The organism is Enterococcus infantis (assembly GCF_049166715.1).
GTDB classification, from domain to species: Bacteria; Bacillota; Bacilli; order Lactobacillales; family Enterococcaceae; genus Enterococcus_C; species Enterococcus_C leclercqii.
Genome location: NZ_JBMHFB010000001.1, coordinates 523,979 through 547,529 on the forward strand (window position 1 = coordinate 523,979; position 23,551 = coordinate 547,529).

Genomic DNA, 23,551 nt, shown 5'->3' on the forward strand with positions numbered 1-23,551 from the left:
ATTTATCTGTCAGCGGACTGTTTTTATGGCGGCTTCCGGAATGTCGATAATGGTCATTCCCTTGCGAAATTCTTCTGCCAAGTGTTCTTTGCGGTAGGCAGCAAACGCCTCCTGATGTTTTTTCAACACACTGCGCAGCTTAGCGGGACGATATTCAGTCACCAGTTCATTTTCAAAAACAAACGCTTTGGTGAGCTCCCATTCAAAAAAGTAGCCCAGTGGCCGACAGCTATAGCGGGTTCCTTGCAATAAATGATCGGCAAAGCGACGATGGGTGTGACCAAAAACACAATTTGTCACGTTATCATACCTATCCAACAACTCCCCTAATTCAGCGGAACCTAAAAAGGCATTTAGGTCATTCCATCGGAGAAATTCCGGCTTTTCCTGGTAGACGATAAATTCCCGCTTGGGCACAAAATGAGTGGCAAGGATTACCTTTTTATTGTCCATTTGCAGCCGATCCAAGACTAGCTTCAGTCGTCCCCGCAATCGCGCCTCCACCTCAGGATCACTGCCTTTTCTGGGAATTACCCGATCATACCAGTACAGCTGTTTTAATTGGCGAATCTTCTCAGGGTTATAATCGGCAGCAAATAAGTAGTCATACCAGCCGTTGTACCCCAAAAGGACGGTTTCTTCAGTCAAAGGACACGTCTGCAAATTCAAAAATACCGGACTGGGATAAGCTTCAATTGTTTTTTCTGTAAGGTCTGCCATTTCGTGGTTGCCCCAATTAAAGGTGGTATTTAGTCCTCGGGTCCGAAAAAAGTCCACAATGGCTAAGGCACGGGCCGTTTTGTTGGCGATATCACCAGCCAGGTGCAGATGATCCACCTCTGCCTGCTTCAGAATGTGGGCTAACAGTTCCAGCTCATCATCAGAAAAACGATTGATATCGGCATGCAGGTCACTGATAACCGCTAGCCGTCTCATCAGCAGCCGCCAACTGAATCATGACTACCTGCCAGCTGCTGTTGGATACGTAAAATAGGAATGTTGTCAGCCAAAATTCCCGAAGCACCACGCAGCTGCAGTGCGCCGGTACTTCCTAATACGAGCCGGGTTTCTTGATCCAAATAGACCTCTGAACTCTTTTTAAGCTTGACTGCCCCTACTTCTGTCGCCAATGTTTCATCATAAACTTCCAAGCCTGCAGCAGGATAGTTTTCAGGGGTTATAATAAAACGAAAACTCAAATCCAGCCGACAAGAAAGACCGGTATTGGCAAACGGGCCGTCCCCATCTTCAAAATCCAGGTACATTCGATCTTCCGGCATAAGTTTTTTTTCAATTAATGTTCGAACACTTGGCTCGATACTCAATTTCATAGAGAGCCCTTCTTTCTTGAAACTTGGTGCCTTTTTCAACAAAGGCTGCCGTGTTTGCCTTTAATTTTATTACATCACTCGCTTAAACCAATCGGCACTGGTGATGCCATACATGGCTTCTCCGACTGGTTTTCCCTTCCACAAACGAGACAATGGCAGCTCAGCTTCTTTTTTCATACCGATTTTCTGCATGACCCGCCCCGACTTTTCATTAGCCAAATTGTGGAAGGCTTGGATGTGTACCAAATTCAATGTATCAAAGCCCAAAGCCAAGATCGCCATCGCTGCTTCCGGCATCAGACCTTGGCCCCAGCGGCTCTTATTCAGTGCATAGCCAATCTCGCCTCGCATCGCGACTGGATCCACCCGTAGGTCAATGGTCCCAATCATCTTGCCACTGGCTTTTTCTTCCAATGCATATTTCCCTAGAGGATCTGCCATGAAAACACCGGCGACAATCTCGCGAGTTTCAGCTAATGACTGATGTTGAGGAAATACGTGCTCTGTCGTTTCCGCATCCTGAGCATACTCAAACATATCCTGAGCATCCGCCAACATCAACGGCCGCAAAATCAATCGCTCCGTCTCTAACCGCGTATTTTCCGCAAACCCTAGCATAATCTGTTGTTTATGATCCATTCTTTTTCCTCCCCGTTTACTATCATCCTATTATAGCGCAACCAGAAAAGGAATTGAAAAATAGCAGCTTTTACTATTCTTCTCCCAATATAAGTACAGTTCTGCCCCTGTGTTTTTTCTGCCGGCATGATATAATCAAACAGAGAAAGCGATTTTTCGGGTTTGCCCGAGTCGATTGGAAGACGCGAGGAGTGATGTTATTGACTGATGAGATGCAAAAACATTTGGACAAGGGCATGTACGGCCAGCCATTGGTGAATCCTGATGAACAACATAAATATATGGGGACGTTTCGTGAACGCTGCTATTTGAGCATGACTTTGGCTCAGATGAAGGAAAAAGACAATCAGGACAATCTGCGGAGGGAGCTGGCAAAAGATCCCGATGCACAAGTTTTGATGAATGGGCAGCTGTCGGAAACGCTGCAGGGGGAATATATCCAGCTGCTCACGAAATCCGGACATAAATTTACCATCGTCAATGATTTTGTTGGAACGAATCCGGATAGTCTCGGTCTTTTGGTCGTTTCAAAAGAAGCCGTCAATGAGCCCGTGATTGATATTGACCAGAAATATCCGGAAAAAGAGGCGGAATCAGCAAAGTCAACGAAGAAAAAGCCCGGTTTCTTTGATCGGCTGTTTCACCCAAATGATCAATAACAAATAAAAAATTAATTTTCGACAGCTTGAAAGGGTGTTCTCTTTTACGGGATATGGGCAATAGTAGTTGCCAGCTCTTGTCAGACTGCCGACAAGGGGGAATTATCTATGGCTACACCAGATTATCAAACATTGAAAGATGAATTGCTTTTGGCACTGGATACCCACATCGATATCTTGAAAGATGCCTCTTACATCCAAGCAGAGCACTTGGATGGGATTATGTTCATGATGCGCAGCTTTGGCTTTATGTTGGATCGGGCCCCGAAAGTTCTGGCAGCAGAGGACCCGGAAGAGATGAATTACCAGATGTTTCAGTATTACAGCCTGTTGACAGAGCTGAAATACAATTTGACGCTAAACTTTCCTTATGCCAAAATTAATGATACTCCGCTTTTGGATATCGTTGATTCTTTCCCTACCACTTACGAAAAAGAAATGAAGTCCTGGTGGGAAGCCACCACCGGCTTGCAAGTCTGCGAAACTAAGCAAACCATCGAAATCAAAGAGTTCGAATACTGATTGTTGGCGGGGCTCCGTCCTCTCGGCTCACCGAGAGTTGCGGAGCCCTTTTTTGCGCGTTGTGTCCACAAAGAAAAAACGTCTTTTGACAACAGATTTTTTAATTTTTCTCTAAATTTACAGATAAATGCAAAAGTTGTTTAGCGTTTCGAGGTTTAAAGAGTAAACTTCAGAAAGAAATCTTTTTACGAGGTGACCTATGAGTAAAGTGCAAAAGACGATCCTAGTCATTTTCGGGATTATAACCTTAGTGGTTGCAGTTGTCAGCGGTTTGGGAATGTATGCTGCCAATCAAGCCCGCAATGCTGCCGATAAGATGTATAAACCATTGAACAACGGCAACAAATCTGTTGATACTTCAGCAGCCGAGCCTTTTTCCATCATGCTGTTAGGGATTGACTCTGGCGGCTTGGGTCGAACAGATCAAGGACGCTCGGATACGACAATGGTAGTGACTATCAATCCCCAAAAGAAAACGACTACCATCACCAGTGTCGATCGTGATTTCCTGATTGAAATCGTCGGCAAAGATCGCCATGATAAGCTGAATTCAGCCTATTCTTACGGCGGTGTATCCATGGCTATTGATACTTTGGAGAATTTTCTCGACATTCCGATCAATCACTATGCCACCATCAATCTGCAAGGACTTAAAGATTTGATTGATGCAGTCGGCGGTATCGAAGTCGATAACAAAATTGACTTTACCTTAGATGGTATCCACGTACCTGCTGGTAAAATCACCTTAGACGGCGAAAAAGGGTTGGCCTATGCCCGCATGCGAAAAGATGACGGCACCGGCGATATGGGTCGGCAAGCGCGTCAGCGAGAGGTCTTGACCAAAGTTGTTGAAAAACTGGCCAGCGTCAATACCGTTAAATATTACACCAAAGTTTTGGATGCTTTGGGAGACAATGTATCGACAGATTTGAGCTGGAATCAGATGTTAGATATCGCCGCCAATTATCAAGACGCTCTCACCAACATTGAACCTGTCCAAATCGGCGGGCAAGGATACATGCTAAACGGGGGCTACTATCAGATTCCGCCTTATTACGGGACATTGGAAGCCCAAAACCGTATGCGGGATCAATTGAACTTAGACTTGCGAGAAAGCTTATCCTTGATTAATGATCCAGAACAGCGCCTATATGATGATAGCACTATGGATCCCGATGCCGGTTGGGATGAACCTGAACGTACGGCGAATATTCAGTTTGCTCCAGCATTTGAAGGCTACCCAAGTCAACGTCCGAAAAGTGATTCTTCCGAAGACTCTGGATCAGAAACCTCTGATTCTCAGTCCACTGAGAGCTCCGATACTTTTACAAACGAATAACCGGTCTCTTCCGACAAAATACAGGGTAAAATTTTTAAGATTTTCCTCTGTATTCTCGGAAACCGGCAAAAAAAACCGCAGTTGATCTGCGGTTTTTTTATTGGAGTTCTATAAGTGCTGCCGAATTATTCACATTCACCTGTGGCAACCTTTTTATCAGCCGCCTAAAAGCCAACAGAACGATTTGAAATGCTAGCAACCAAAAAGACAAGGGACCACCACTAATTTCTAATGAAAATTCCTGATGTTGCTGCTCTGGTGTTAGTTTGATTGGTCACGATTCAACTCTGCCAATTCCGGATACAAAAAATTCAGAACCGCCATCGTCAAACGTCGTCCTTGACCGGCATAAGGATAGACATGCATGTGCATTGCCGGATTGAAATTGGCTTCGATGATACCGTAAGCACCAGGTTCAGCAGCTGGTCGCGACTTATCAGGAATAATCAGGTCGATGCCGCTGACAGCTGCACCAAGGGCCGCTACCGCTTCTACAGCAACTTGTTTGTAGTCCTCGTTGAATTGGTCGGTCACGTCGATTGAATCGCCACCGGTGGAAATATTGGAGTTTTCCCGCAGGTATACAGTAACACCAGCTTTAGGAATAGACGTTGGCTCGTACCCCTGTTCTTTTAGCATCAGCTTTTCGATTTCCCCCAGTTGAATCAATTCTAATGGTGAACGGTGGTGGGTTCCTCGTAATGGATCTGTATTTTTTTCTGCGACTAATTGGGCAATGGTCTGGTGACCGTCCCCTACCACATTGGCAGGAACCCGTAACATGATTGCTTCCACTTCACCATCCAATACAAAAAAGCGATACTCGGTTCCTGCCAGAAACTCTTCTACCAAGATGGCATCATCTTCGGCAAAGGCAATGGCCACTGCAGTTTGATAGTCTTCTTTGGCAGGGGGCTCCTTGAAGACAGAAATCCCCAAGCCGTAGTTCGTGCTTTTAGGTTTTACTACAATCGCTTGTCCGGCATATCGCGGAAAATCAGCCAATGCCTCTTGGAGATTGGCATATTCACCACCGCCGGGTACCCGATAGCCGGCTTTGGCTAAGACCTTTTTAGTGACCGTTTTATTGGCCATCATCAAGGGCACGATATACGTGTCTTTGGCCGTCATGTTGGCATTTTTTACATATTCTCTATGACCTGACAAATCCAATCTCAAAAATTGATCTGCCTGATCCAATACAGTCACACCTACCCCTTTTTGGATAGCATCAAACATGAAAATCTGGGTGGACAGCTCCATCCCGGTAAATCCTGCCAATTGATAAGGTCGCGCCCAAGCCTTTTCGTGATTGCGCTGGGCTAGTTCGACTGCCACTGCCTGTTGGGAAGTCACTTGACCAGCCAACCACAGTTGCGCTGCCGGTGTTGTTTCCGGCTGGGCTAGACGTGTCACGACAAAATCAAGAAAACCCTCTGGTAGCGGCAGTTGTAGAGCAACAATCATCCGCTGCAACTCCGACAGCAGCCACTCCCCTTCTGCCAGATACTCAGTGGGCGCTTCTGGATTTTCTAAAGCCACTTGATCATTGCGTCGGTCACCTTCTGCTACCCATTCTTCTGCCGCTGCTTCTTCTGGCAGCCACAACATCAACAACAAAAAGACTTGCAAAAAACGAGCCTCGTCTTCAGAAAATCCATACGCCTCAAAAGGCTGCAGATCGATATTGCGCAATTCGATATAGCGAATGCCGTGATCCGCGAGGTCTTGGACTTTTTTTCCTCCTCGCAACCGCAGCGGCGCATAAAATTCTTTTTCTTCAGACAATCGACCGATCTCCACCATGTGAGCAATGTCGTTTAGATAACGTTTCAGACTTGCATAGGAAACGACTACGTCTCCGTGATTTCGATAACCATAGGCGCTGTTGCGAATACTGCGTACTGGTTCTGCGGGAGCCGGATCATCCATGAAATAATTTTTTTCGCTTACAGGGCTGGCTCCGTAAAGATAAGTAATCAACCAACGATAACGAAGATAGTTACGAGTCACTTTCAGATACAGTGCTGTTTTGAATTCTTGCAGCGTAGCAATCTCCTCTTGTTGTTCAAATAAGGCTGCCATCAACTCGCCACCGAATTCAAAATTAAAATGAATGCCAGAGACCATTTGCTTGCGACGACCGTACTGGCGAGCCAAGTAACGACGATATAAGACATCCTCAAAATTATCCAACTCTGCCAGCTTGATGCTGCAATTATTTTCCGGTAGCGCAGGAGGCATACTCAGCGGCCACAAGGTTTCAGTAGGTATCATCGAACGATAGGCTACATCATGAAGTGCCGCTAACCAGTCCAGCAATTCCTTGGGAGTGTGAGTCACCGGGGTAATCAGTTCCAATTGTGTCTCGGCAAAATCAGTCTGAATATAAGGATGGTATTTGCGATTGCCTAAAGCTGTTGGATGGGGCGTAGCTGCCAGTTTGCCAGTCGTCAGATCAACTCGCTGCCCTTCTCGTTCCAAGCCAAATGTAGCCGCCAGCATATTTGCTCGAGCCCGCGGTGTCTGCATCATTGTTTGTAAGTTCATAACCTGTCCCTTCTCTTTGTCCCGAATAGATGTCCCTTCAGCAAAAAAAGCCGCTTTACGAAAGCATCGTCTTGCTTATTATAGAGGAAATTTGGTGGAAACTGAACAGCTCTGCTCCATGTCTCATAATTTTTCATTGACGTTTTCACAGGGGAAGTAAAACATTTAAAAATCAATGGGTACTATTTTTATTTATAATCAGCTAGTCACCGTTCTCCAAAACTAACACTACCAACCGTGAGACCTCAAAAGCCGACTATCTTCCATTAAAATCATTGGAAGATAGTCGGCTTTTCATTGTTAAAAACTTCAAACGCTGACTAACCTTGATTTCGTCAAGAGAAGTCAGCATCCTTCACTCTTTCTCCTTATACATCCTTCTACGGACTTTGACACAAGGATTGTCGTAACGGTTTGCTAACAGCTATTTTCTTGCTCAGTTGGTGAAACCTCCGCCATTTACCACTTAAAAAACGATTTATGTCACAATTCCTTGTCTGTTCTTTCGGTTAATAAGCAGCCTTGGTCAAGGCACCACCAACAAGTAAACTGAATCGAAAGTTTATTTTTCCGGAACAGGGCCAAATTGAGTTTGGAGAGTTGTCATCAGCCGCTTGCGATTTTCCGGTGTACTATTCATGAAGAGCAGCTCGTCCCCATCATAGGAAAAATCATATTTCGTAAAACCCGTCAGACGGGCCAGCTTTTCCGGTGTTAATTCATAGGTCTTGACGTAATATTGGAAATCCCGTTGAAAACTACGGGATTGTCGCAGCCCTCGCCACCAGAAAAAAAGCAGCGCCACAAATAACAGGATTCCAATGATTTTACGGGGCCAGCTATCTGAATAAACAACCTCTTTTACCGGTGTGATTCCTAAAATCACCGTCAACAAGAGTGCCGCCACCAAAGTCGACAGCCAGAGTCGTTTGTTGTTCATTGGTTCCTCCTTAAAGTGCCGTGAACATCACGATAAATGTAATGCTGTTGTACAAAATATGGGCGATCATATTGCACCGAATATCCTTAGTCTTCAGATAAAGTATCCCAAAAAAGATACCAATCACGGAATAAACCAGCAGGTACAAGGAAATTGCCGGCTCATGCAACAGTCCGAAGATTAAGCCTGAAGTCACTACCGCTAAAATATCGTGCTTGCGGTCATTTTCATTCCAGAAATAATTCATGAGGATTCCGCGATAGAGCAACTCTTCGATGATTGGGCCTAAAATAGCTCCGTACAGCGTAATCCCCAAAACATGCACCCGAAACAGCTGGTCGATATTTTGCTGATTATCTGCTTCTCCTGGCATCAGCGGAGTCACCAAGATTAAGAAAAGATAAACTGCAGCAACAGTCAGTAAAATCCACTTGATCTTGCCTTTCATGGCAAGCTCCCTGCCGAAACCGCGGGGATTGTACTCTTGGATCTGTCGTTGATAGACACGGATAAAATACATCATCACGACTAAGAAAACCACGACAATAATCAGTGCAAACGCGCCTTGTGACAAGTTGGTATTTAACAGCTGATCTGCCATCAGAGCCAGCGTAGAGAGGTTTTGTAAAAAGACAAAACCAGCAAAGAACAGGATGCGCCAAATCAACGGTTGTCGTTTAGTCATTGTATCACCAGCCTCCTTTTTTGGTCCCTTCACCAAACTTCCGCTTTATAAACTTGAAAAAGCTTCTGTGTTGCGGATATTACTGGTTGCTTGGGACCTTTATTTTAAAAGTACCGTATTTTTTTCAGAACGCCTGCTAATCTTGGATCAAGCCTTTAAACAGGCCAATCACAAATTGATTCGGATCAAATGGCTCCAAGTCGTCAATGCCTTCGCCTAAGCCCACCAGTTTTACCGGCAGGTGGAGTTCATTGCGGATCGCCAACACGATCCCACCTTTTGCGGTTCCGTCCAATTTGGTCAAAACAATTCCTGAAACATCGGTGGTTTCTTTAAATTGCTTAGCCTGAACCATCGCATTTTGGCCGGTCGTAGCATCCACCACCAAGAGCACTTCATGAGGTGCCTCTGGCAATTCTCGCTGAATAACTCGTTTGATTTTATCCAACTCTTTCATCAAGTTGACTTTATTTTGCAAACGGCCAGCAGTATCCACCAATAAGATATCGTAGTGTTCATTTTTGGCTTTTTCCACCGCATCGTACACGACAGCTGCCGGATCGGCACCCGCATTGTGGCGCACGACTTCTACACCAGCCCGCTCACCCCAGACAACCAATTGATCAATCGCCCCGGCACGAAAAGTATCGGCTGCCGCCATCAAGACTTTTTTTCCTGCCATACGGTATTCGTAAGCCAGTTTCCCAATGCTGGTGGTTTTCCCTACACCATTGACACCGACAAAGAGCATCACTGTCAGCTCCTCGGGTTGGATATTGAGGTCGTGATTTTCCCCTTCGCCAGCTTCGTCGTACAGATTCACCAGTTTTTCAATGATGACGTTTTGTACATCTTTTGGTTTCTTGACGTTTTGCAATTTGACTTCCTGGCGCATTTCATCAGCAATCCGCATGGCTGCATCAAAGCCAACGTCGGCACCAATCAAGGTTTCTTCTACTTCTTCAAAGAAATCCTCATCAACACTGCGGAAATTGGCAAACAATTCATTTAGCCGCTGACCAAACGTTTTACGGCTCTTTTTCAGCCCTTTGTCGTACTTTTCCTCAACAGTTGCTTGCGATTGCGGTTCAATCGGAGCAATCGGTGGCGCCATTTCAGCCTCTTGGATCACTGCTTCCGCTTCTGCTGTTGCATCAAAAGTCGGCGTAAGCTCGGCTTCTGAGTTGACTGTTGAGGCAGCTTGTTCTTGCACGTCAGTTTCAGCAACTTGTGGCCGGTCCTCAGCTTGATCTGCCACTGTCGGTTCTTCCTGGCTGACGGTTTCTGTCGCTGCTGCTTGTTCTTGATCAACTGTCTGCACCTGTGTGTCTTGCGCCTCAACCTCAACAGGTGTGGCATTTTCCAGCTCTTCGGTTGCTTCGGCAGTTGGAACTGCTTTTTCCGCAATAGTGTCAGTCAATTGGTGAGTCGAAACGTCTTGTGAAGCGACAGTCGTTGTTTCAACTTCAGATTCTGTTTCAGCCTTCTTTACTTCAGCGGTCTCTTCAGAGGAGGCTTCAGCAGGAGTAGGGGCAGCTTCTGCCGGCTTTGTCTCCGGTTGTTCAGGTTCTGATTGTTCTGTTTCAGATTGCTGCGTGTTTGTTTTCTCGTCGGTTGTTTGTTCATCGAGCGCTTCTTCCGGTACTACCGGTGGCTGCTCCGGCTCTTCTTTGCCCATGAGCGCCTTTTTGATCTTATCGAAAAAGCCCATTGCTTTCCCTCCTTATATGGTCTGGTGAAAAATTAGTTGCCGGCAGTACCGGCTTGTAAGACGTATTTTTCGATGACTTTGGCCACACCGTCAGCCTCATTGGAAGCCGTGATGACATCAGCGACTGCTTTGACAGCCGGGACAGCGTTAGCCATCGCAACTCCGATACCGGCATAAGCAATCATCGGCAAATCGTTTTCTTCATCTCCAATCGCCATGACTTCGGCGGCTGTGATTCCCAAATCTCCTGCCAATAAGTCGATTCCATAGGCCTTGGTGATTCCTTTTGGCATAAATTCCAACAAGACTTCCCGCGTTTTGATAACTTCAAATTCGGCTTTGACACTTTCAGGAATCTTAGCAATCTGCTGGTCGAGATACGCCTGTGGGTAAGCCACTACTGCTTTATTGTACAATGCCTCCGGGTCTAGCTTCTCATAGCCGGCCGGTCGCACGTCTAACAGCGGGTTTAACTGGCCATAGATAGACAGGTGGTCAGGCGCTGTTGGCAGTGACCAGACGACTTCATCGGAGACGACATCCAGCGGCAGGGCCAATTCTTTTGCAATTTGAATCAACCTTTGAACTTCTGCAAAAGACAACGCTGCTTTTTCAATCACTTCACCGGTATCATTTTTTTGCACCAGACCACCATTAAAAGTGATGGCATAATCCCCGGGATTTTTCAGATCCAATTCTTCCAGATAAGGACGAATCGCCCGCAGTGGCCGTCCGGTACAAATCACGATTTTGACACCGGCTTTTTGTGCCGCTGCCAATACTCGTTTGTTTTCTGCAGTGATTTCTTTTTTACTATTTAACAACGTACCATCCAAATCGATGGCGACAAGTTTAATCAATCTTTTTCCTCCTGACAATAACACGAAGCATTCTAGAAATTTTGCTGCGGCCACGGCTATAATCTGCTGTAAAGCTACTTGACTGAGATTCTGCTGCTTGTAGCCTTTTTGTCGAATTCACCGATCAACTCGCAGAAAAACTCCCTCACAATTTTATTCCCCGGCAGCGACGATTCGGCCACCTTCTTTGACATCTTCCAGACGTACCGAGACAATCTTGGACACGCCGGATTCCTGCATGGTTACGCCGTACAAAACATCGGCAGCTTCCATTGTGCCTTTGCGGTGAGTAACCACGATGAACTGGGTATCATTTTGGAAGCGGCTGAGGTACTGACCAAAACGAGTAACATTGGCTTCGTCCAAAGCAGCCTCCACTTCGTCCAACACACAAAACGGTACTGGTCGCACTTGAATGATGGAAAACAGCAAAGCAATAGCCGTCAATGCCCGCTCGCCGCCGGATAACAGACTTAAACTTTGCAGTTTTTTGCCTGGTGGCTGGGCTTCAATCTCGATACCGGTATTCAACAGGTCGGAAGGGTCAGTTAAGACCAGCTCGGCACGCCCGCCACCAAACATATTGGGAAAGACTTCCTTGAACTTGTCCCGAATGGCTTCGAATACTTCATTGAAACGGATTTTCACTTCCTCATCCATCTCATTCATGGTCGTAAAGAGCTGCTCTTTGGCTTGTAGCAGATCATCTCTTTGGCTGGTCAAAAAGTCATAGCGCTCTTTTACTTGTTCATATTGCTGGATAGCATTGAGATTCACTGGACCCAATCCCTCAATTTCCCGCTTCAAAGATTGAATCTTTTGCCGGGCAGCCTCTGTATCATCCACGACACCATATGTGGCTGACGCCAACTCGTAATTCATGGCATATTCTTCCTGCAGGTGAGCCAGCAGATTGTCCAATTGGATGTCTGCACGGTTTTTTTCTACTTCGACTTTGGTTTTTTGCGAGAGCAGGCGCTTTTGTTGCTGATTTTTTTCGCTCAAATCTGTATCGCCAGCGGTAATCTGATTCTGTAATTCCAAACGGGCTTGCCGCTTGGCCGTCAATTCAGTCTGCAACTGTTCTCGTTTTGCGCTAAATTCCACAACTTGTTTTTGCAGTGACTCTTCTGACAGCTCATGATTGGAAAAATCACTGTCCAATGCTGCCAGCTGCATTTTTAGGCTGCTGTGTCGTGCTTCTGCGGTTGTCAGGTCTGCTTGTTTGTCTTGGATCAGTCCTTTGACATGTACAATCTGCTGATTCAAGACAGCCAGTTCTGCCTGCTGAGTTGCTAGTGCGTCACCGACTTCTGCCCGCTTTGCTTCGATGAGATCTTCTGTACGGTTGATCTCTTGAATCTCCTCATTGATTGCCAGCCGAGCCGCTTCAACTTCTGCTTGCGCCTGAAGATAGCCTGCTTTCTTTTCTTCGTATTCTTCCAAAAAAGCCTGAACTTCCCGATTTTCAAAGGCAAAAATACTATGCTCTTTTTCCAAGCGTGTCAGATCGACGGTTGTGTTTTGCAGTTGATTTTCCAGTTCCTGCAATTTGAGACGCGCTGCTTCCCCTTCTTCTCTCAAGGTTTCCAAGCGTGCCTGTTTTTCCCTGGTTTCAGTTTCCAGGCGGGACACTTGTTTTTCGGTAGTTTGCAGCCGTTGATCCAATAGCTGGTGCTGCTCTTTCAAGACAGCCAGCTCATTGCTTTGGGAAAACAGATTGCCTTGTCCGCCTTTTTTATTGGCACCACCAGTCATGGAGCCCCCAGCATTCATGACATCTCCTTCCAAGGACACTACCCGGTAACGATAATGAACCGCACGAGCAATGGCATTGGCACTTTGGAGATCCTCTGCTAATAAAATTCCCCCTAAAAGGTTTTCCATAATGTTTCGCAAGGAGGAATCAAAGGCGACGATTTCCGAAGCAACACCCAAAAAGCCTGCCACCTGTTTGGCGGCATTCAGTTGAGCTCCTGCGACGTTCCGAGCTTGGATTGTCGTCAAAGGCAAGAAGGTCGCCCGTCCGCCTCGCTGTTCCTTCAAGAAGGTGATGGCTTGCCGGGCATCCTTTTCCGTTTCTACGATGACGTGCTGTGCACTAGCGCCTAGTGCGGTTTCGATGGCTACGGCATAATCCTTTGGTACCTCAATCAGTTCAGCCACTGCCCCTACGACGCCTTGAAGACGTTCTTTGTGCTGCAATACCATTCGGGGCCCTTGATAAAAGCCGGTATAGTTGTCTTGAATGTCTTGCAGGCTCTTTTCTTTGGCACGAACCTGCTGCACCTGACTCATCAGGCTGTACATTTTCTTTTGCTCACTGTCAAACTCAGTCTTCGCCGTCTTGACTTGGTCTTGCAGCAATACATATTCCTTCCGCTGCGCTTCCAAATGACTTTGCGCCTGTTTGACCTCGGCCGTTAATGCAGTTTTTTGTTCCTGACCAGAACGAATGGCAGCTGTCAGCTCTCCTTGCTTTTGCAGCGCCTTCTGATTTTTAGCCAATTCTTGTGTATATTGTCGTTCCAAGTATTTCAAGTCATTGCCGATATTGGCATGCTCTTGCATCTTGTCTACATATTGGCCCCGCAGCTCCTCCAAAACTTCTTTGGTGGACTTTTGATACTTTGCCAGTTCGGCCTGAGTGGTGCGAATCGTTTCTTCCAGCTGCTGGTGTTGCCGATTTTTTTCTGACAGCTGGCTGATAAGGGCGCTTTTGTCTTCTTCTAAATCAGCCATTCGTTGGGCAGCTTCTTCGATATTTTTGCGATATTCCCGCGAGCTTTGCAGGGTATTTTTGGAGCGCTCTTTCAGCAACTCCTGCTGTCCTTCCGCCTGTTTTAAGGCTTCAGTCACCGCTAACAGCTGTTGATTGCCGCTTTCCAACCACTCGTCCAGACGTGTGCGTTCTTGCCGCTTTTCAGCTAACAGCTTTTCACCGGCTGTGATAGTTGTGCTGATTTCACGCAGCTGGCCGTCCAGTTGATCCAGCAGCTGCTCTGTTTCATCCCAGATCTTTTTGGCGCTTTGGATTTCGGTCACCGCATAAGCTGCATCTACTCGGGTCAATTCTTCTTTTAACCCCAAATAGGCGGTAGCTGTCCGGCTTTGTTCTGCTAAAGGTTCCAGCTGATCTTCCAACTCATAAACAATGTCTTGGACCCGACTGAGGTTGTCTTCGGTTTCAAACAGCTTCTGTTCAGCCTTTTTCTTACGCTGCTTGTATTTCAAGACACCCGCTGCTTCTTCAAAAATCCCCCGCCGGTCTTCCGGCTTGCTGGCAAAGATCGCCTCCACCTTCCCTTGGGAAATGATGGAAAAGGATTCTTTTCCTAAGCCGGAATCCAGAAACAAGTCCGTGATATCCTTTAGACGGCAAGCTTGTTTGTTGATAAAAAAGTCGCTTTCACCAGTCCGGCGATAGCGGCGGGTCACACTGATTTCCGTGAAATCCAGCGGTAAGTAGTGGTCACTATTGTCTAGCACTACCGTCACTTCGGCGATATTCAGTGCTTTGCGGGAATCAGAGCCGGCAAAAATAATGTCCGGCATCTTGCCACCCCGCAAACTTTTGGCAGACTGCTCCCCCAAGACCCAGCGAATGGCTTCAGTGATATTGCTTTTACCGGACCCATTTGGCCCTACCACAGCTGTCACGCTGTTCTCAAAATCGATCACCGTCCGGTCGGCAAAAGACTTGAAGCCGGCGATCTCGATTTTCTTCAAATACACAAATAGTTTCCCCTCTCAATAAACCCGTCACGAAAGCTGCAGCAAAAAACGACTCAGTCCAAAGACAATGCATTGCTCCAATCACAATGCATTGTCTGACCGAGAACAGCAGCTGTAACTGACTGGGACGGGTTCGATGGCACATGCCGAAATAAGTCCTTTAACAGGCGTCTTGGCTGTTTACAGTCAAGCGACTGGCTACTTTAAGCTAGCCGCTGCAATGCATTGGCAGCGGCAGACTGCTCAGCATTTTTCTTGGAGGTGCCTTGACCTTCACCGATCAATTCTCCGTCGCAATAAACTTCTGTATGGAAGATTCGCTCGTGGGCAGGTCCTTCTTCTCTCACTAGTCGATAATCGATCAACACATCACCAGAACGCTGCAACACTTCTTGCAAACGCGTCTTATGATCCCGCTCATGTGAAAAAACACCGGCTTGCACTTGTGGATAAACCACTGTTTCCAAAAAGTGCAGAACTGCTTCCAGCCCCTGATCCAAATACAAAGCCCCTAAAAAGGCTTCAAATAAATCACACAACAGTGCGGGACGCGTGCGTCCGCCGGAATTTTCTTCCCCTTTGCCCAGTTTCACGAACCGATCAAAGCCACAATCTTTGGCAAATTGGGCCAAGCTTTCTTCACGGACGATTGCTGCACGGGTCTTGGTAAGTTTTCCTTCCGGCAGTTGGGGGAATTCCCGATACAGGTATTGGGATACCAGCAATTCCAGAACAGCATCTCCCAAAAATTCCAAACGCTCATTGTCTGACAGATGCAGGTTACGGTGCTCATTCACATAAGAAGAATGGGTGAAGGCCTGATCAACGAGATTGATGTCGCTAAATACGATCCCGAATTTTTCTTTAAGCAGATTTGCCAACTGATTGTCCATTAGTCTTCAGTCCCTCTAATTTATTCAATACTGTTTCATTATACTGGTTTTCCGCCATAAATAAAATCTCAGAAGCCAAACCTTTAAACATTTATCCACAGGTTTTCAACACTTCAGCGCTTTCAGGAAGTCCATTTGATTTTTGCGTCCTTCTGGCTGCCTCTGTCGCCTCCTTTTCTTTCCAAAAGGCCGGTTTTTCAGACGTTTTTATTACTTGAAATGATACATTTTGTCGAGCTTAGAGAAAAGTAAGCCAAAGCCTCTTGTCTGATTTGTTTTTCCAGAGTAAAATACATCAAAAATACCCTCTAGGAGGTGTTGTCCTTGCGTCAAGGTTTGCATTCTGCCCTTTCCTTTCTAGCGACGCGGTTGGTGTTTTTGTTGGGCCTCAGCTACAGTATCCTCTGTGGCCTATTCCTATTCTTCCAAACACGAGTCGAGGAGAAAATCTTCAATTCGGTCAATCCCCACCAATCCCCCTTTGGCTACCTGCGATTGACCGGCAATGAACTGCAGCTTCAAAATCTACCCTTGCTTTTGTTGCTCATTGTTGGACTCTTAACGTCCGCTGCGCTCTTCGTCTTAGCTGTCAGATACCGAATTCTGAACGTTTTTATCCTACTGCTGATTTTGGGCTATTTATTGCCCCTGGTGCCGCCTTACGATGAAAACCTGCTGCCCCGCTTTCTACTTTCCATTTTTTTAGTTTTCGGCAGCAGCTGGTTGACTCAAGGGTATTTCAACGCTTCCACCAAACTGCCTTCTTAATTACAAACTTTTGGGCTCAGATGAATTTTTTTGCAGAAACTACAAAACAGGCAGGTACCAAAATGGTATCTGCCTGTTTTGCCTCTAAATAGTTTGGTATAGAAAGTGGTATGTGAATAGAGGCTGATTATTTCACAGCTTCTCGATACCCAGCAATTTCCTGTTCATTACCGTAAACGTAATGGCCAGGGATAACTTCAACAAAGCTCGGCTTGTTGACGGAATAGTCGTGCATATCCGGATTGTAGACATGCAGTTCTTTTTTACGAGCCAGGATTGGATCCGGCACCGGCACTGCAGAGAGCAATGCTTTGGTGTAAGGATGTAGCGGATTGCGGAAAAGCTCTTCAGCTTCCGCCAACTCAACAATCCGGCCGGAGCGAATAACAGCGATCCGATCAGAGATGAAACGGACTACCGACAAGTCATGGGCCACAAAGAAGTAAGTGACACCTTTTTCTCGTTGGAATTCTTTCAACAGGTTCAAAACCTGTGCGCGAATCGATACGTCCAAGGCTGAAATTGGTTCGTCTGCAACTACCAATTCCGGCTCCATCACCAATGCCCGGGCAATCCCGATACGTTGGCGCTGACCACCAGAGAACTCATGAGGGTAACGATTCAAGTGTTCCGGCAACAGTCCCACTTCTTCAATGATGCGCTCTACTTTCTCCCGACGCTCTTCTTCTGAATCAAAGAGGTGGAAATTGTACAGCCCTTCAGAAATGATATAGTCAACCGTCGCCCGTTCATTTAGAGATGCTGAGGGATCTTGAAAAATCATTTGAACTTTGCGAATGACATCGTCTTGTTCTTGCTTGGTTAGTTTCTTGTTAATTTTTTTTCCTTCAAAGATGATTTCCCCGTTGGAAGTAGGATTTAATCCCAAGACTGCCCGACCGATTGTCGTCTTTCCAGAACCTGACTCACCTACCAAAGAGAAAGTTTCTCCTTTGTAGATATCAAAGTTGGCATCTTGTACTGCGACAAAGCGATTCTTGCCTTCACCAAATGTGATTTCCAGGTCTTTGATGGACAGTAATACATCATTTCGATCAACCAACTGTCACACCTCCATCTTCTGCCAAATCTTGGGCATCATAGTCTTCCGGTGCAATCTCTTCTTGTAGTGCAACCAGTTTTTCATGCAGGTTTTGGATTGCTTGCGGTTTTTCCACTTGCGGCGCTCGTGGATCCATCAGCCAAGTTTTCGCAAAGTGAGACTCACTGACTTGAAACATCGGTGGTTCCTTCTTGAAGTCGACTTCCATGGCAAATGGATTACGTGGTGCAAAAGCATCCCCTTCAATGTCTTTGTACAAAGATGGCGGGGTCCCCGGTACAGAGTACAACTCTGTGCCTTTTTGACTCAGCTGAGGCAGTGAGCTTAACAAAGCCCAAGTGTATGGGTGACGAGCATTGTAGAAGATATCTTCCACGGTACCAGTCTCGATGATCTGGCCGGAATACATTACTGCCACTTTATCAGCGATGGCTGCCACCACACCTAAGTCATGGGTGATGAAAATTGTAGTAAACTGGTATTCTTTTTGCAATTCCCGGATCAAATCCAGAATTTGAGCTTGAATCGTTACGTCCAAGGCAGTAGTCGGCTCGTCGCAGATTAAAATCTTAGGCCGACAAGCCAGTGCAATGGCGATAACAATCCGTTGACGCATCCCACCGGAATACTGGAAAGGATATTCATTGTAGCGGTTTTCCGCATTGGGAATACCGGTGCGTTTCATCAAATCAATAGCCATTTCTTTGGCTTCTTTGGCGCTTTTTCCTTGGTGCTTGATGATTACTTCGGAAATTTGTGAGCCGATGGTTTTGATTGGATTCAGTGAAGTCATAGGATCTTGGAAAATCGTGGCAATCTCTCTCCCACGAATTCCTTCCCATTCCTTATCTTTTTTCAGGTCGCTTAAAATTTTGTCATGATATTTGATCGTACCGTTGGTGATTTTGCCGTTTTGTTCCAACATTCCAGTGAAAGTCTTGGTTAAAACTGACTTACCAGAACCGGATTCCCCTACGATTGCCAGCGTTTCTTGCTCTTTGATTTCCAAAGAAACATTACGAATTGCTTTTAGTTCACGATTGCGGACGGTAAAACCGACGGAGAGATTTTCAACGGACAATACAGTTGCTTTTTCCATGTCGTCTCCTCCTCTTACATGTGTGTCCGCGGATCTGCGGCATCAGCCAATGTTTGACCAACGATATACAGTGAAACTGATACCAAGGCCAGCACGGCTACCGGGATCCAAAACAGATACGGATAGTTGCTCATATTTGCAGTGTATTTTGAAATCAGTTTCCCTAATGATGGTACATTGGCGCTCAAACCAACTCCCAAGAAGGACAAGAAAGTCTCATAGGAGATAAATGACGGCAATGTCCGGGAAACATCGGTTACGATAACTGAAGTCAGGTAAGGCAGAATATTACGGAAAATCATCCGCATCGTTGGTGTTCCCAAAGTTTGGGAAGCCAAGTTGTATTCTCGATCCCGCATAATCATTACTTGAACACGAATGAAGTACGCTGTTCCGAGCCAGCTGGTCAGACACATGGCAAAGATCAAGTTCCAAAACCCGCTACCAAATGCGTAAGACAAGACCATGATGATCAACAGTTGCGGTACATTTGAAAAGATGTTGTAGATTTCAATCATAAAACGGTCAATCTTTTTAGAAGTTCCCCAAATCGCACCGACAACAACCCCGATGATAGTACATACCAAAGTCGAGATTACTGAGATGGAAATAGAAGTCTTGGCACCAGCCCATACGGCATCAAACAAAGAGTGGCCATTGGCATCTGTCCCAAACCAATATTGGGCACTCGGTGGATTGTAGCGCTTGGCAAAGTCGTTAATTCCTTCGACACTCATGTAGTCATAGCCAGAAACTAGCGGCTGAATAAAGGACATCAGAAAGATGGCAATCATCAAGACTAGCATGGAAATGGCCACTTTGCTGGAAAAGAATTTGCGTCCCACTGCCCGCCAATAAGAATATACTGGGGCATCGATTCGTTCTGAAGCGTGTTCGTCCATTTTGACGAAACTAAAATCGCTTTGTTGAAGATCGTCTTTTTGTACTTCCACCTTACTTGCCCCCTTTCTCTGACAGATTGATACGAGGGTCCACCATGGTCATGGCGATGTCCCCTAGCAGGATTGAGAAGATCGAAATAGTCGTAAAGATGAAGACCAATCCGATAACAATTGGATTGTTGTGGGATTTAATGGCATCCGGCAACATTTTACCCATACCAGGTGCAGCAAAGACTGTTTCAGTAATAGTAGCACCGGCAATGGTCCCAATCACGGCTGATGGAATTCCATTCACCAATGGAATTGCCGCATTTTTGAAGATGTGCTTGCGGGTGATTTCACCAGAACTCAGACCTTTCGCTTTAGCGAATTTGACATAGTCCGCCGATTGTTGATCAATCATGTAGCGACGCAACCAAATTACAATACCAGATACGCCCAAGAGACCTAAGATGACGGTTGGTAAAATATACGAGCGAATATCACTGGCTCCTAAAGTTGGAAATAGATCTGGCAAGTTGAATACACTAGATCCGATAAAACGGAAGAAGTAGATGAAGGCCAACGATGGTACGGAAATCAATACCGTTACTAAAGCAATCCCGACCTTATCTGGGAATTTGCCCTTGAAGCGAGACATTAGCATCGACATCGGTACAGCAAGGCCATAGGAGACGATGACGGCAATAATCCCCATACGCATAGAGTTTCCGATCATTGAAGGGTCTTGATAGTTATTAACGGTAATTGTGTAGTTATCTTTGTACATATTTTTGTCTCGTGAAGACAAATTGGCAGTCATTTGATATTGACGAGAGTAAACATTCACTGCCGTTTTGGATTTGCGTCCGGTCTCAAAAGTTACTTCTTTTGAGTCGGCCTTCCCTTGGCCACCACCAATGACTTGAGTTACTGGTTGGCCTGCGAAAGTTGGATAAGAAGTTCCTAGATTCAACTTGATAATATTTTGATGGATGAACGGGAAGCTGCTGTTGAAGTAGATTTGGTACTTGTATTGTGTACCAGAACCGACCAAAGCCCAGCCAACCATCGGATCATTTTCAATCTTATAGCCCCGTTTCATATCTTTGTTATCGGGGTCATTGACCTTCCATGGATTATCAATCTGAATCATGTTTTTGTAAAAGCGGAAGACACGAGTATACAACGGTAGCTCTTTGACAGCGTAATAGCCTTTGCTGACTGGATATTGTTCCAATTTAAAGCCGTTTTTCTGCGCCCAGTCTTTGTAAATTTTCGTGTTGGCATCACTGACTTCTGCAGTTACTTCAGGGTTGTCTTTTTTAACTTCTGCTACTAATTCCTTAGAAGGATAGTAGTCCAAATAACCCATTTTGCTAAACGCCGTATTCTCATAGTCTTTCATATCGTCCGGTTTGGACTTCAATTTGCCATAAGTGACGTCGTTTTGAAAAATGGTCTTTCGAGGGATCAAGCTGTAGATCACGCCGTAAGTCAAGGTCGTTACTAAGAAGATACTTAGGATCGATCTCAGGATCCGGAAAAACAGGTATCTTTTCACGATAAATCTCCTACTTTCTATACTGCATCTATAAGTGAAGCAGTCCTCTAGCTGTAAACGGCTATCAAGCTTCCAGTAACACTGCTAGCAGTGCTACTTCGGTCTTCATGGTCGCCAACAGCTAAAGTCCGCTTTACTTCGAATCAATTTTGACAGCTTTGGGAAGAGACCCATACTGTCAAGTAAAAAAGGCTTTACAGCGATTGCCGGCAGCCTTTTGTACCAGTAGATCAACTATTTAGACGGAAAACAACGAGTCCCCCCGCAGGCTGAGCACCTGCGAGGGTGACAGAGTAATTCATTTAGAAATTATTTTGCTTCTTTAGCAGCAGCTTCTTCACGTTTAGCTGCCCATTCATCATGGAGTTTGTTCCATTGATCCGTTGTAACAGCGGAATCTTGAATCTCCATGTATTTGTAACGGTAGTCACCAAGACCAGCATAAGCATAAGGGGCAGTAAATGGTACGATGTTAGAAACGCTAGGAGTTGCCAAGCTTGCAAAGATTGGGATTTGAATTACATTTTCAACCAACCATGCTTCTGCTTCAGCATAAGCTTCGTAACGTTTGTTCACATCATCAGTGATGGCATCTGCTTTGTCAAGCAGTTGATCATATTCTTCAAATTTCAGAGCTTCTTTGGCTGCTTTACCAGGATCTTCTCCTTGAACTGTCGCATCAGCATCCAGACCCAAAGTCGTCAACATGTCACCAGAATGAGAGTTGTAGATATTCAGGTAAGAAGATGGGTCAATGTAGTCAGGACCCCAACCGGAAGCAGTAGAGATGTCATAGTCAGTAGCAGCAGATGAAGTTGCTTGGTAAGTCGCAGCATAGTAAGCATCTTCATTCAACAATTGAATGTCAATTACGACATTTTCTTTACCAAGAGAAGCTTCAACAGATTGCTTCATAGATTTGTCAGCATTTACCAATACTTCAGCTGTTTCTTGTTCTGGCAAGTCCAAATGAATTGGGAATTCAACACCTTCAGCTTCCAATTCTTTCTTCGCCAAGTCCATATATTTCTTAGCTAGGTCTGGTTTGTAAGTACCGTCTTGACCTTCTGCCAAGTTTACTTCGCCAAACGCTTCAGCATCAGCAGCGCGAACTTTGTCTTGTACGACTTCACCGAACGGTTTGCCGTCGATTTGAACGAAGTCCGTTGGAACCAAGGTATTACGCAATGCTTTTTCAGCACCTGCATCACCGACATTTTGAGCACGGTAAGCTTTTTTATCAAATGCAAATTGGAAAGCTTTCCGGAAGTTCAAGTTCATGATGGCCTTTTTAGTATCTTCTTTTTGTTTATCAGTCGTTTTTGACGTATTTTCATACGCTTGACGATTGAAGTTGAAGGTCATGTTGAATGTGGAAGACCCAGGCAAAGAGAAGTTAATTGAATCTTTGTATTTTGCTTCTACATCTTTATAACCAGCAGAGTTTGGATACACACGAGCAGAGGTAAATTCACCTGCATCGTATTGTTTGAACAACCAGTCTGGATCAGAGCCGTCAAAGTAAATGAATTTCACGTTTTTCACATGAACATTGTCTTGATCCCAGTAAGATTCGTTCGGGCCATATTCGATTGCAGATTTTGAAGTATTTTCTGTCAAAATGTAAGGACCGTTATAAAGGATAGAATCTGGTGTTGGTTTACCGAAGTCGTCACCTTTCTCCTTCAAGAATTCTTCATTGGCTGGATACAAAATCCCATAAGTCAATTTAGAGTTCCAATAAGATTCAGGCTTGTTCAATGTGTATTCCAATGTGTGGTCATCTACTGCTTTGACGCCGACTGTAGAGAAGTCATCCGTTTTACCTGCGATATAATCAGACAAGCCTTTGATGCTGTCTGCTACGATATACAATGTTTCAGATTTCTTTTCAACCGCATGTTTTAGACCAGCTACCCAGTCATTAGCAGTTACGTCAGCACCGTATTCGTTGCCCTCGGAGTCCACCCAAGGCACACCTTCACGGATTTTGTACGTGTAAGTCAAACCATCATCACTGACTTTGTAAGATTCAGCTAAGGCTGGAACCAGTTGTCCTTCTGGATTCCATTCCATTAACCCATCAACAAAGTTACTATAATGTTGGCTGTTTGAATTCCGTTGAGAGAAAAGGTAGTCCAAAGTTTCAATATCTGTAGAAAAAACATAGCTATACGTATCTACAGACCCTTTTTCTCCTTCTCCAGAACCACTTGAAGCGGAACCGCCACTGTTGGAGCTTCCACCGCCACCGCCACACGCGCCCAGCACGAATGTCGCTGCCAGCAATGATACCAGCACTTTCTTCATTT

The 23,551-nt window shown here is 45.5% G+C and carries 19 protein-coding genes; 4 read left to right on the forward strand and 15 right to left on the reverse strand.

Annotation, left to right across the window (positions count from 1 at the left end; translation table 11 throughout):
• Positions 1–9: 9 nt before the first annotated feature.
• From ACOMA8_RS02315 to ACOMA8_RS02325, 3 genes are all read right to left on the reverse strand, one after another.
• Complete coding sequence (locus ACOMA8_RS02315; protein WP_421368167.1) at positions 10–936, reverse strand: metallophosphoesterase; 927 nt, start codon at positions 934–936, stop codon at positions 10–12.
• Positions 936–1,331, reverse strand: a complete 396-nt coding sequence (locus ACOMA8_RS02320) for an iron-sulfur cluster biosynthesis family protein (protein WP_161898631.1) — start codon at positions 1,329–1,331, stop codon at positions 936–938. Before ACOMA8_RS02320 ends, ACOMA8_RS02315 begins: the two co-directional genes overlap by 1 nt.
• Positions 1,332–1,400: 69 nt before the next feature.
• Positions 1,401–1,970, reverse strand: a complete 570-nt coding sequence (locus ACOMA8_RS02325; protein ID WP_421368170.1) for a GNAT family N-acetyltransferase — start codon at positions 1,968–1,970, stop codon at positions 1,401–1,403.
• Positions 1,971–2,164: 194 nt separating this feature from the next.
• Here ACOMA8_RS02325 and ACOMA8_RS02330 point away from each other — a divergent pair, with 194 nt between their 5' ends.
• From ACOMA8_RS02330 to ACOMA8_RS02340, 3 genes are all read left to right on the forward strand, one after another.
• Entirely contained in the window at positions 2,165–2,629 is a 465-nt protein-coding gene (locus ACOMA8_RS02330; protein ID WP_202622156.1) for a YueI family protein, read from the forward strand.
• A gap of 108 nt (positions 2,630–2,737) precedes the next feature.
• Complete coding sequence (locus tag ACOMA8_RS02335) at positions 2,738–3,151, forward strand: hypothetical protein (protein ID WP_161898634.1); 414 nt, start codon at positions 2,738–2,740, stop codon at positions 3,149–3,151.
• A gap of 199 nt (positions 3,152–3,350) precedes the next feature.
• Complete coding sequence (locus ACOMA8_RS02340) at positions 3,351–4,490, forward strand: LCP family glycopolymer transferase (RefSeq protein WP_161898635.1); 1,140 nt, start codon at positions 3,351–3,353, stop codon at positions 4,488–4,490.
• Between the two features lie 261 nt (positions 4,491–4,751).
• Here the strand turns inward: ACOMA8_RS02340 and gshAB are convergent, their stop codons facing one another.
• The 7 genes from gshAB to rnc all read right to left on the reverse strand — a co-directional run bounded on the left by gshAB (position 4,752) and on the right by rnc (position 15,864).
• Positions 4,752–7,040 (reverse strand): bifunctional glutamate--cysteine ligase GshA/glutathione synthetase GshB, encoded by a 2,289-nt coding sequence (gshAB, locus tag ACOMA8_RS02345; protein WP_421368174.1) that lies wholly within the window; start codon positions 7,038–7,040, stop codon positions 4,752–4,754.
• 562 nt (positions 7,041–7,602) lie between these two features.
• Positions 7,603–7,980: a hypothetical protein gene (locus tag ACOMA8_RS02350; protein WP_421368176.1), complete on the reverse strand. Its 378-nt coding sequence runs from the start codon at positions 7,978–7,980 to the stop codon at positions 7,603–7,605.
• A gap of 10 nt (positions 7,981–7,990) precedes the next feature.
• On the reverse strand, positions 7,991–8,665 hold the full coding sequence (locus ACOMA8_RS02355; protein WP_421368179.1) for a CPBP family intramembrane glutamic endopeptidase: 675 nt from the start codon (positions 8,663–8,665) through the stop codon (positions 7,991–7,993).
• A 136-nt stretch (positions 8,666–8,801) separates the two neighbouring features.
• Entirely contained in the window at positions 8,802–10,376 is a 1,575-nt protein-coding gene (gene ftsY, locus ACOMA8_RS02360) for a signal recognition particle-docking protein FtsY (protein ID WP_421368182.1), read from the reverse strand.
• 32 nt (positions 10,377–10,408) lie between these two features.
• Positions 10,409–11,236 carry a Cof-type HAD-IIB family hydrolase gene (locus ACOMA8_RS02365; RefSeq protein ID WP_161898640.1) on the reverse strand — a complete coding sequence of 276 codons (828 nt, stop codon included), beginning with the start codon at positions 11,234–11,236 and terminating at the stop codon, positions 10,409–10,411.
• A gap of 153 nt (positions 11,237–11,389) precedes the next feature.
• On the reverse strand, positions 11,390–14,971 hold the full coding sequence (gene smc / locus ACOMA8_RS02370; protein WP_421368185.1) for a chromosome segregation protein SMC: 3,582 nt from the start codon (positions 14,969–14,971) through the stop codon (positions 11,390–11,392).
• A gap of 203 nt (positions 14,972–15,174) precedes the next feature.
• A complete protein-coding gene (gene rnc / locus ACOMA8_RS02375) occupies positions 15,175–15,864 on the reverse strand; it encodes a ribonuclease III (protein WP_421368188.1) in 690 nt (229 codons plus the stop codon).
• Between the two features lie 324 nt (positions 15,865–16,188).
• Here rnc and ACOMA8_RS02380 point away from each other — a divergent pair, with 324 nt between their 5' ends.
• Positions 16,189–16,632, forward strand: a complete 444-nt coding sequence (locus ACOMA8_RS02380; RefSeq protein WP_161898643.1) for a hypothetical protein — start codon at positions 16,189–16,191, stop codon at positions 16,630–16,632.
• Between the two features lie 127 nt (positions 16,633–16,759).
• Here ACOMA8_RS02380 and ACOMA8_RS02385 read toward each other — a convergent pair whose 3' ends face one another.
• The 5 genes from ACOMA8_RS02385 to ACOMA8_RS02405 form a co-directional block, all read right to left on the reverse strand.
• Positions 16,760–17,695, reverse strand: a complete 936-nt coding sequence (locus ACOMA8_RS02385; RefSeq protein ID WP_161898644.1) for an ATP-binding cassette domain-containing protein — start codon at positions 17,693–17,695, stop codon at positions 16,760–16,762.
• Positions 17,688–18,794 carry an ABC transporter ATP-binding protein gene (locus ACOMA8_RS02390; protein WP_161898645.1) on the reverse strand — a complete coding sequence of 369 codons (1,107 nt, stop codon included), beginning with the start codon at positions 18,792–18,794 and terminating at the stop codon, positions 17,688–17,690. The genes ACOMA8_RS02385 and ACOMA8_RS02390 overlap by 8 nt, the downstream gene beginning before the upstream one ends.
• Positions 18,795–18,808: 14 nt before the next feature.
• A complete protein-coding gene (gene oppC / locus ACOMA8_RS02395) occupies positions 18,809–19,747 on the reverse strand; it encodes an oligopeptide ABC transporter permease OppC (RefSeq protein WP_337248031.1) in 939 nt (312 codons plus the stop codon).
• 1 nt (position 19,748) lies between these two features.
• A complete protein-coding gene (locus ACOMA8_RS02400) occupies positions 19,749–21,239 on the reverse strand; it encodes an ABC transporter permease (protein WP_161898646.1) in 1,491 nt (496 codons plus the stop codon).
• A gap of 309 nt (positions 21,240–21,548) precedes the next feature.
• On the reverse strand, positions 21,549–23,549 hold the full coding sequence (locus ACOMA8_RS02405; protein ID WP_421368254.1) for a peptide ABC transporter substrate-binding protein: 2,001 nt from the start codon (positions 23,547–23,549) through the stop codon (positions 21,549–21,551).
• Positions 23,550–23,551: the final 2 nt, after the last annotated feature.

Excerpts from the sequence above, each read along its gene's own strand:
- ACOMA8_RS02315 (WP_421368167.1), bottom strand. The coding sequence starts at position 936 with ATGAGACGGCTAGCGGTTATCAGTGACCTGCATGCCGATATCAATCGT.
- ACOMA8_RS02320 (WP_161898631.1), bottom strand. The coding sequence starts at position 1,331 with ATGAAATTGAGTATCGAGCCAAGTGTTCGAACATTAATTGAAAAAAAA.
- ACOMA8_RS02325 (WP_421368170.1), bottom strand. The coding sequence starts at position 1,970 with ATGGATCATAAACAACAGATTATGCTAGGGTTTGCGGAAAATACGCGG.
- ACOMA8_RS02330 (WP_202622156.1), top strand. The coding sequence starts at position 2,165 with ATGTTATTGACTGATGAGATGCAAAAACATTTGGACAAGGGCATGTAC.
- ACOMA8_RS02335 (WP_161898634.1), top strand. The coding sequence starts at position 2,738 with ATGGCTACACCAGATTATCAAACATTGAAAGATGAATTGCTTTTGGCA.
- ACOMA8_RS02340 (WP_161898635.1), top strand. The coding sequence starts at position 3,351 with ATGAGTAAAGTGCAAAAGACGATCCTAGTCATTTTCGGGATTATAACC.
- gshAB (WP_421368174.1), bottom strand. The coding sequence starts at position 7,040 with ATGAACTTACAAACAATGATGCAGACACCGCGGGCTCGAGCAAATATG.
- ACOMA8_RS02350 (WP_421368176.1), bottom strand. The coding sequence starts at position 7,980 with ATGAACAACAAACGACTCTGGCTGTCGACTTTGGTGGCGGCACTCTTG.
- ACOMA8_RS02355 (WP_421368179.1), bottom strand. The coding sequence starts at position 8,665 with ATGACTAAACGACAACCGTTGATTTGGCGCATCCTGTTCTTTGCTGGT.
- ftsY (WP_421368182.1), bottom strand. The coding sequence starts at position 10,376 with ATGGGCTTTTTCGATAAGATCAAAAAGGCGCTCATGGGCAAAGAAGAG.
- rnc (WP_421368188.1), bottom strand. The coding sequence starts at position 15,864 with ATGGACAATCAGTTGGCAAATCTGCTTAAAGAAAAATTCGGGATCGTA.
- ACOMA8_RS02390 (WP_161898645.1), bottom strand. The coding sequence starts at position 18,794 with ATGGAAAAAGCAACTGTATTGTCCGTTGAAAATCTCTCCGTCGGTTTT.
- ACOMA8_RS02405 (WP_421368254.1), bottom strand. The coding sequence starts at position 23,549 with ATGAAGAAAGTGCTGGTATCATTGCTGGCAGCGACATTCGTGCTGGGC.